4 protein-coding genes, 1 rRNA gene and 1 pseudogene are annotated in these 6,567 nt (G+C 69.8%); 3 read left to right on the plus strand and 3 right to left on the minus strand.

What is annotated here, in order from left to right; translation table 11 throughout:
* Window positions 1-293, minus strand: a 16S ribosomal RNA gene (locus tag B7767_RS18570); the annotation flags it as partial.
* Window positions 294-872: 579 nt separating this feature from the next.
* On the opposite strand from B7767_RS18570, the gene B7767_RS18580 reads away from it, so the two are divergent.
* Together B7767_RS18580 and ptsP are read left to right on the plus strand one after the other, a co-directional pair.
* Window positions 873-1,322 carry a PTS glucose transporter subunit IIA gene (locus B7767_RS18580; RefSeq protein ID WP_030867976.1) on the plus strand — a complete coding sequence of 150 codons (450 nt, stop codon included), beginning with the start codon at window positions 873-875 and terminating at the stop codon, window positions 1,320-1,322.
* A gap of 77 nt (window positions 1,323-1,399) precedes the next feature.
* Window positions 1,400-3,070 carry a phosphoenolpyruvate--protein phosphotransferase gene (gene ptsP, locus B7767_RS18585; protein WP_085573167.1) on the plus strand — a complete coding sequence of 557 codons (1,671 nt, stop codon included), beginning with the start codon at window positions 1,400-1,402 and terminating at the stop codon, window positions 3,068-3,070.
* Between the two features lie 77 nt (window positions 3,071-3,147).
* Here the strand turns inward: ptsP and B7767_RS18590 are convergent, their stop codons facing one another.
* The gene (locus B7767_RS18590) at window positions 3,148-4,035 is read right to left on the minus strand and encodes a hypothetical protein (protein WP_085573168.1); all 888 of its coding nucleotides are present in this window, start codon (window positions 4,033-4,035) and stop codon (window positions 3,148-3,150) included.
* Window positions 4,036-4,133: 98 nt separating this feature from the next.
* A complete protein-coding gene (locus B7767_RS18595) occupies window positions 4,134-6,110 on the minus strand; it encodes an acetoacetate--CoA ligase (protein ID WP_085573169.1) in 1,977 nt (658 codons plus the stop codon).
* 213 nt (window positions 6,111-6,323) lie between these two features.
* Between B7767_RS18595 and B7767_RS48105 the strand changes: the two are divergent.
* Window positions 6,324-6,567: pseudogene (locus tag B7767_RS48105) on the plus strand (glycosyl hydrolase); the annotation flags it as partial.

Here is a 6,567-nt window from a genome sequence, read left to right on the forward strand (position 1 = left end):
TCTCAGGCCGGCTACCCGTCGTCGCCTTGGTGAGCCGTTACCTCACCAACAAGCTGATAGGCCGCGGGCTCATCCTGCACCGCCGGAGCTTTCGAACCGCCTGGATGCCCAGGCGGGTCAGTATCCGGTATTAGACCCCGTTTCCAGGGCTTGTCCCAGAGTGCAGGGCAGATTGCCCACGTGTTACTCACCCGTTCGCCACTAATCCCCACCGAAGTGGTTCATCGTTCGACTTGCATGTGTTAAGCACGCCGCCAGCGTTCGTCCTGAGCCAGGATCAAACTCTCCGTGAATGTTTACCGGTGATCCGGTGCACACATCACGAGAGCGGAACCACCGGAGGAATAGTCCGGCGGTTCACAGCGTCCTCGCTGTGTATTTCTTCAAAGGAACCTCAACCCGATCGAACCGATCAGGTCGGGGTATCAACATATCTGGCGTTGACTTTTGGCACGCTGTTGAGTTCTCAAGGAACGGACGCTTCCTTCGTACTCACCCTCGCGGGCTTTCCTCCGGGCGCTTCCCTTCGGTCTTGCGTTTCCGACTCTATCAGTGTTTTTCCGGCCCCTTGACCACCGCCCTGCGGACATGCAGGAAGTGATCCAAAGTTAGGATCTGACAAGTTGGATTGCTGTCGAGTCAGGGGCGTCTGTTCGCGCCGCTCATCCCCGAGCAGGAGTACGACTCTACACGGGGTCGCGGACCACGCGCAAATCGATTAGAGTGTGTGGTCTAGACCTCTCGTCTAGACCACTGATCCGGACCTGTCCCCCGGAACCGGTACGTCCTATGACATACGCTGCTGAACAGCGCGCCGGAGGCAGGCAGTGACGGCGGCGTACGTACAGATCTCCACGCCTGGGAGGCTTCCCATGACCACCGTGACGTCCCCGCTCGCAGGACGGGCCATCGGACTGGCGTCCGTGCCCGACCCTGTCTTCTCCGGGGCCATGGTCGGCCCGGGTACGGCGATCGACCCCGCGCGGGAGCCCTCCGAGGCCGTCTCCCCCGTCGACGGTGTGATCGTCTCCCTGCACCCGCACGCGTTCGTCGTCGTCGACGAGAACGGACACGGCGTGCTCACCCACCTCGGCATCGACACCGTGCAGCTCAACGGCGAGGGCTTCGAGCTGCTCGTCAACAAGGGCGACACCGTGACGCGCGGGCAGAGCATCGTGCGCTGGAACCCGGCAGCCGTCGAGGCCGCCGGCAAGTCCCCGGTGTGCCCGGTCGTTGCCCTGGAGGCCACGGCGGATGCTCTCTCCGAGCTTCGTGACGACGGTGATGTGAAGGCCGGCGACACCCTCTTCCTCTGGAAGTGACGCGGCGCCGTCCCGTGACGGCCACCAGGACAACCAACGCGGCGGCGGAGCCCGCCGCTCTACCGGAGACGGGTGAGATGGAGACAACGCTGCGAGGCGTCGGTGTCAGCCACGGTGTGGCGATCGGCGAGGTACGGCACATGGGTACGGCGGTGCTCGAACCGCCGGCCAAGCAGATCCCGGCGGAGGAGGCGGAGCGTGAGCAAGGGCGCGCCCGCAAGGCCGTGGAGGCCGTCGCGGCCGACCTGATGGCGCGCGGCAACCTCGCCGGGGGTGAGGCCCAGGCGGTTCTCGAGGCGCAGGCCATGATGGCTCAGGACCCCGAGCTGATGGCCGACGTGGAACGACGCATCGCCGTCGGCAGCACCGCTGAGCGTGCGGTGTACGACGCGTTCGCCGCGTACCGCGAGCTGCTCGCGAACGCCGGTGAGTATCTGGCGGGCCGCGTGGCCGACCTCGACGACGTGCGGAACCGTATCGTCGCGCGGCTGCTCGGGGTGCCGATGCCGGGTGTGCCGGACAGCGACGAGCCGTACGTCCTCGTGGCCCGTGATCTCGCACCGGCGGACACGGCGCTGCTCGACCCGACGCTGGTTCTCGGCTTCGTGACCGAGGAGGGCGGCCCGACCAGCCACAGCGCGATCCTGGCCCGCGCTCTCGGTGTCCCGGCCGTGGTCGCCCTGCCGGGTGCCGGCGAACTCGCCGAGGGCACGCTGATAGCGGTCGACGGCAGCACCGGCGAGATCTTCGTGAACCCGAGCGACGAGAAGAAGGCCCGGCTCGAGGCGGCGGCTGCCGAACGCAAGGCGGCGCTGGCGGCGTCGACCGGGCCCGGTGCGACCGCCGACGGCCACAAGGTGCCGCTGCTGGCCAACGTCGGTGGCCCGGCGGATGTGCCGGCCGCCGTCGAGGCGGGCGCCGAGGGTGTCGGTCTCTTCCGTACCGAGTTCCTGTTCCTGGACGACGACAAGAAGGCTCCTTCCGAGGAGAAGCAGGTCACGGCCTACCGTCAGGTGCTCGAGGCGTTCCCCGAGGGCCGTGTCGTGGTGCGGGTGCTGGACGCGGGCGCGGACAAGCCGCTGGACTTCCTGACTCCGGCGGACGAGCCGAACCCGGCGCTGGGCGTGCGTGGTCTGCGGACGCTGCTCGACCACCCCGAGGTACTGCGTACGCAGCTGACGGCACTGGCCAAGGCCGCCGAGGGGCTGCCCGTCCACCTCGAGGTCATGGCCCCGATGGTGGCGGACCGGGCCGATGCCAAGGCTTTCGCGGACGCCTGCCGGGAAGCGGGGCTGCGGGCGAAGTTCGGTGCGATGGTCGAGATCCCGTCGGCCGCGCTGCGGGCGCGCTCGGTGCTGCAGGAGGTGGAGTTCCTGTCGCTGGGCACGAACGACCTCGCGCAGTACACGTTCGCCGCGGACCGTCAGGTGGGCGCGGTCTCCCGGCTGCAGGATCCGTGGCAGCCCGCGCTGCTCGACCTGGTGGCGCTGTCCGCCGAGGCGGCGAAGGCCGAGGGCAAGAGCTGTGGTGTCTGCGGTGAGGCCGCCTCCGACCCGCTGCTCGCGTGTGTGCTGACCGGTCTGGGGGTCACCTCTCTCTCCATGGGAGCCGCGTCCATTCCGTATGTACGGGCGTCGCTGGCGAAGTTCACGCTGGCGCAGTGTGAGCGGGCCGCGGCGGCGGCCCGGGCGGCGGACAGTGCCGCCGATGCCCGTGCCGCCGCTCAGGCGGTGCTGTCGGGCGAGTAGCCGGACCGGGCCGGTCTGCTGGGTGTCCCCGAGGGGTGCCCCACCTCCAGGTGGGGCACCCCTCGGGCGTTTGCGGCTCAGTGGCTGTGGGCTTGGCCCGGTCCCTCGCCGAGGTCGGGCGGCGCGCAGTAGTCGACGTTGGACTCCGGGGAGATGAGCTCCCCGGACTCGGCGTCGGTGCAGTAGGCGTCGAAGACCTCTCCGGCGGTGAGAGGTTCGAGGCCGTAGGCGCGCAGTCGCCAGCCGTGGACGCGGTCGGGGCGGCCTGGTTCGCTGATCCGCGTGACCAGTCCGCCGGGGCTCCCGGTGGCGAGGCCGACGGCCAGGACGGTGGTGAATTCGAGGGCTTCGGACTCGTCGAGTTCCAGGCGGCCGGCGACGTCGTCGGCGTGCAGGACGGCGACGAGCGTTTCGGGGGGTCCGGAGACACTGCACACGAGGTGCCGCTCGCCGGGCGGAGCCGTGTCGAGGATGCGGACGAGGAGGTGCGAGGCGCGGATGAAGGCGGCGCGGCCCAGGTCCTCGCCGCACGAGGCGCAGGTGCCGAGGCGGGCGAGGAGCGTGGTCGCGTAGTCCCAGGTGGCGTGGCGTACGGCCTCGTCGACGAGGGTGGGCAGGAGGTCGGCCAGCGGGCGGCCGTCGTAGGGGACCGTGGGGCCGGTGGACGCGAGTGCGGCCGTGAACCGTGTGCGGCTGGTGTGGCTGTCGGGGTCGAGGCCCGTTTCCGCGCAGTACTCGGCGTAGTCCTCGGGGTCGAAGAGGGCCACCGTGGTGTGGCTGCCCTGCAGCTCGCGCGTCCTGAGGAGGGCTTCCATGTGTTTGAGGTAGGTGGTGTGGTCGTCGAAGACGAAGCTGTCGTAGCACCGCATGGCGCGGAAGTCGTGCTCGTCGGCCAGCAGGCCGATGGTGCCCGCGACTTCGCGGCGCAGGACGCGTCGCAAGGTTCGGTGGTCGGTGTAGGCCATGTCTCCCCCTGTACACAGTCGATCAATGCTCACTCACAGTAATCGGCGGCACTGACAACGCGTGGGCAGAGGGGGAGCCGGTCTTGTTCCCGGGACCGTCAGGCGCGCTTGCGGGCGAGTTCCTCGTAGAAGGCGAGCAGGCCGAGGTTGTCGATGGAGCCCGGGTTGACCGCCTTCTCCAGCGGGGTTCCCTGAAGGAGCCGCTTGACCGGGACCTCGATGCGTTTGCCGGTGAGGGTGTGCGGGACGCCGGGTACCTCGATGATCTCGTCGGGGACGTGACGCGGTGACAGTTGCTCGCGGATGGTCCGCTTGATGCGGCCGCGCAGGTCGTCGTCGAGGGTGGCTCCGGGGACCAGGTGGACGAACAGGGGCATCCAGTAGCCGCCGTCGGGCTGTTCGACGCCGATGACGAGGGACTCCCTGATCTCGGGGAGGCGTTCCACGGCTTCGTAGATGTCGGCGGAGCCCATGCGGACGCCCTGGCGGTTGAGCGTGGAGTCGGAGCGGCCGTGGATGACGACGGAGCCGCGGGAGGTGATGGTGATCCAGTCACCGTGCCGCCAGACGCCGGGGTAGGTGTCGAAGTAGCTGTCGTGGTAGCGGGTGCCGTCGGGGTCGTTCCAGAAGTGGATCGGCATGGAGGGCATCGGGTTGGTGACCACGAGTTCGCCGACCTCGTCGGTCAGGGGCTTGCCGCTGGGGTCCCAGGACTGCAGGTCCGTGCCCAGGCCGGGGGCCTGGAGCTCGCCGATGTGGACGGGGAGGGTCGGTACGGCTCCGGCGAAGCAGGAGCAGACGTCCGTGCCGCCGCTGACGGAGGCGATCCACAGGTCGGCCCCGTTCTCGGCGAACTCGTCGTGCAGCCAGCGGAAGCCGTCGGGTGGCAGGGGGGAGCCTGTGGTCGCGACGCACTTCACCGCGGAGAGGTCGAAGTCGCGCGAGGGGTGCACGCCGGCCTTGCGGCAGGCCATGACATAGGCGGCGGAGGTGCCGTAGAGGGTGGCGCCGGTGCGTTCGGCGATGCGCCACTGGGCGCCCGTGTCCGGGTGGCCGGGGCTGCCGTCGTACAGGACGATCGTCGTTCCCGTCAGGAGGCCGGAGACGAGGAAGTTCCACATCATCCAGCCGGTGGAGGTGTACCAGAAGAAGCGGTCCTCGGGGCCCAGGTCGCAGTGGAGTCCGAGCTGCTTGAGGTGTTCGACGAGGATGCCGCCCTGGGACTGGACGATCGCCTTGGGCAGTCCGGTGGTGCCGGAGGAGTAGAGCACCCACAGCGGGTGGTCGAAGGGCACCTGCTCGAAGACCGGTTCGGTGTCCGCGGCGGTGAGGGCGGACCAGTCCAGGGCCCCGTCGGGGGTCTCGGTGCCGAGCAGGGGGATGTGGACGACGGCGCGCAGGGTGGGCAGTTCGCGGCGGAGTTCGGCGACGACGTCGCGGCGGTCGTGTTCCTTGCCGCCGTAGCGGTAGCCGTCGACGGTGAACAGGACGACGGGTTCGACCTGCTGGAAGCGGTCGAGGACGCTGCGGGCGCCGAAGTCGGGTGCGCAGGAGGTCCACACGCCGCCCACGGCCGCCGTGGCGAGGAGGGCGACGACGGCCTGCGGGATGTTCGGGAGGTAACCGCTGACGCGGTCTCCGGGGCGTACGCCGAGGGAGCGCAGCTCGGCCGCCAGGGAGCCGACCTGGCGGCGCAGCTCGGCCCAGGTGACGGGGCGGGGGTCATGGGTTTCGTCGACGTGCAGAAGCGCGGCTTCGTCCGCGCGGGAGGCGGCGGCGCGCAGCGCGTGTTCGGCGTAGTTCAGCGTGGCTCCGGGGAACCACTGGGCGCCGGGCATCGTGCGGTCGCCCAGCACGCGCGCGTAGGGGGTCGAGAAGCGGACGTCGAACCACTCCGTGACCGCTTTCCAGAAGGTGTCCAGCTCGTCCACGGACCAGCGGTGGAGTGCCGCGTAGCCGCCGTCGGCGGGGGCGCCGTGGTGTTCGGCGGCCCACGTCTGGAACGTGGTGATCCGTGCCTGGGCGATCTGGTCCCGGCTCGGCTGCCAGAGCGGCTGGGGGTTCACGGTCGACATGGGGCGGCTCCCGGACTGTGCGCGTCGTGTGCGTCCTCCGCGCACGGGCTGGGGTGTGCGCGTGACGCGGCTGACAGGGACGATGCCATGTGATCGACTTCCGCACCAGGGTGTCCCCCACACAGTCCGTGTCGTGAAGATGTGGTCCGATCACGGGTGAACGGCAGTTGAACGACACGCACGCGGGGCGCGGTCAATGGCAGGGTGAGCAGCATGGACGGTCGTGACCTGGTGCGTTCGGTGAAATCGGTCGGTTCGTTGGGGGCGGCTCAGGGGTTGCGTACCGTACGAGCAGCGTGGCGCAGGCGGCGGGCCGACGCCACCGGGCTGCCGCCGCGGGGGCCGGTGCGGGCGCGGGTGCCCGGGACCGTGCGGGAGGTGGAGCCGGGGCCCGGCGGGGGGCTGGTCAGGTTCGGCCGCTCGGAGCTGCGGATCGTCGTGGCGGTGAACGGGGCGG

It is taken from the genome of Streptomyces sp. 13-12-16 (genome assembly GCF_002114215.1).
GTDB lineage: Bacteria > Actinomycetota > Actinomycetes > Streptomycetales > Streptomycetaceae > Streptomyces.